1 protein-coding gene is annotated in these 235 nt (G+C 56.6%); it reads right to left on the bottom strand.

From position 1 onward, the window contains the following. The coding region (locus tag B2W52_RS07795; protein WP_286802321.1) for an ATP-binding cassette domain-containing protein at positions 1–235 on the bottom strand (235 nt) is incomplete at both ends.

Here is a 235-nt window from a genome sequence, read left to right as displayed (position 1 = left end):
TGTCGTAGAAGTGCAGGCCGGTTGTGGGCTCGTCCAGAATGTAGAGGGTTTTGCCAGTATCCCGTTTCGACAATTCCTTGGCCAGCTTCACCCTTTGGGCCTCGCCGCCCGAGAGTGTCACTGCGCTTTGCCCCAGACGGATATAGGAGAGGCCGACATCCATCAATGTCTGTAGTTTTCGGGCCAGGAAAGGCACGGCATCGAAGAACTCGCGCCCTTCCTCAACGGTCATTTC

Source organism: Marinobacter sp. UBA2498, from assembly GCF_002341575.1.
Classification (GTDB): domain Bacteria; phylum Pseudomonadota; class Gammaproteobacteria; order Pseudomonadales; family Oleiphilaceae; genus Marinobacter; species Marinobacter manganoxydans.
Note: the sequence above shows the minus strand (reverse complement) of the source record. Positions and strands in the feature narration are given on the sequence as shown.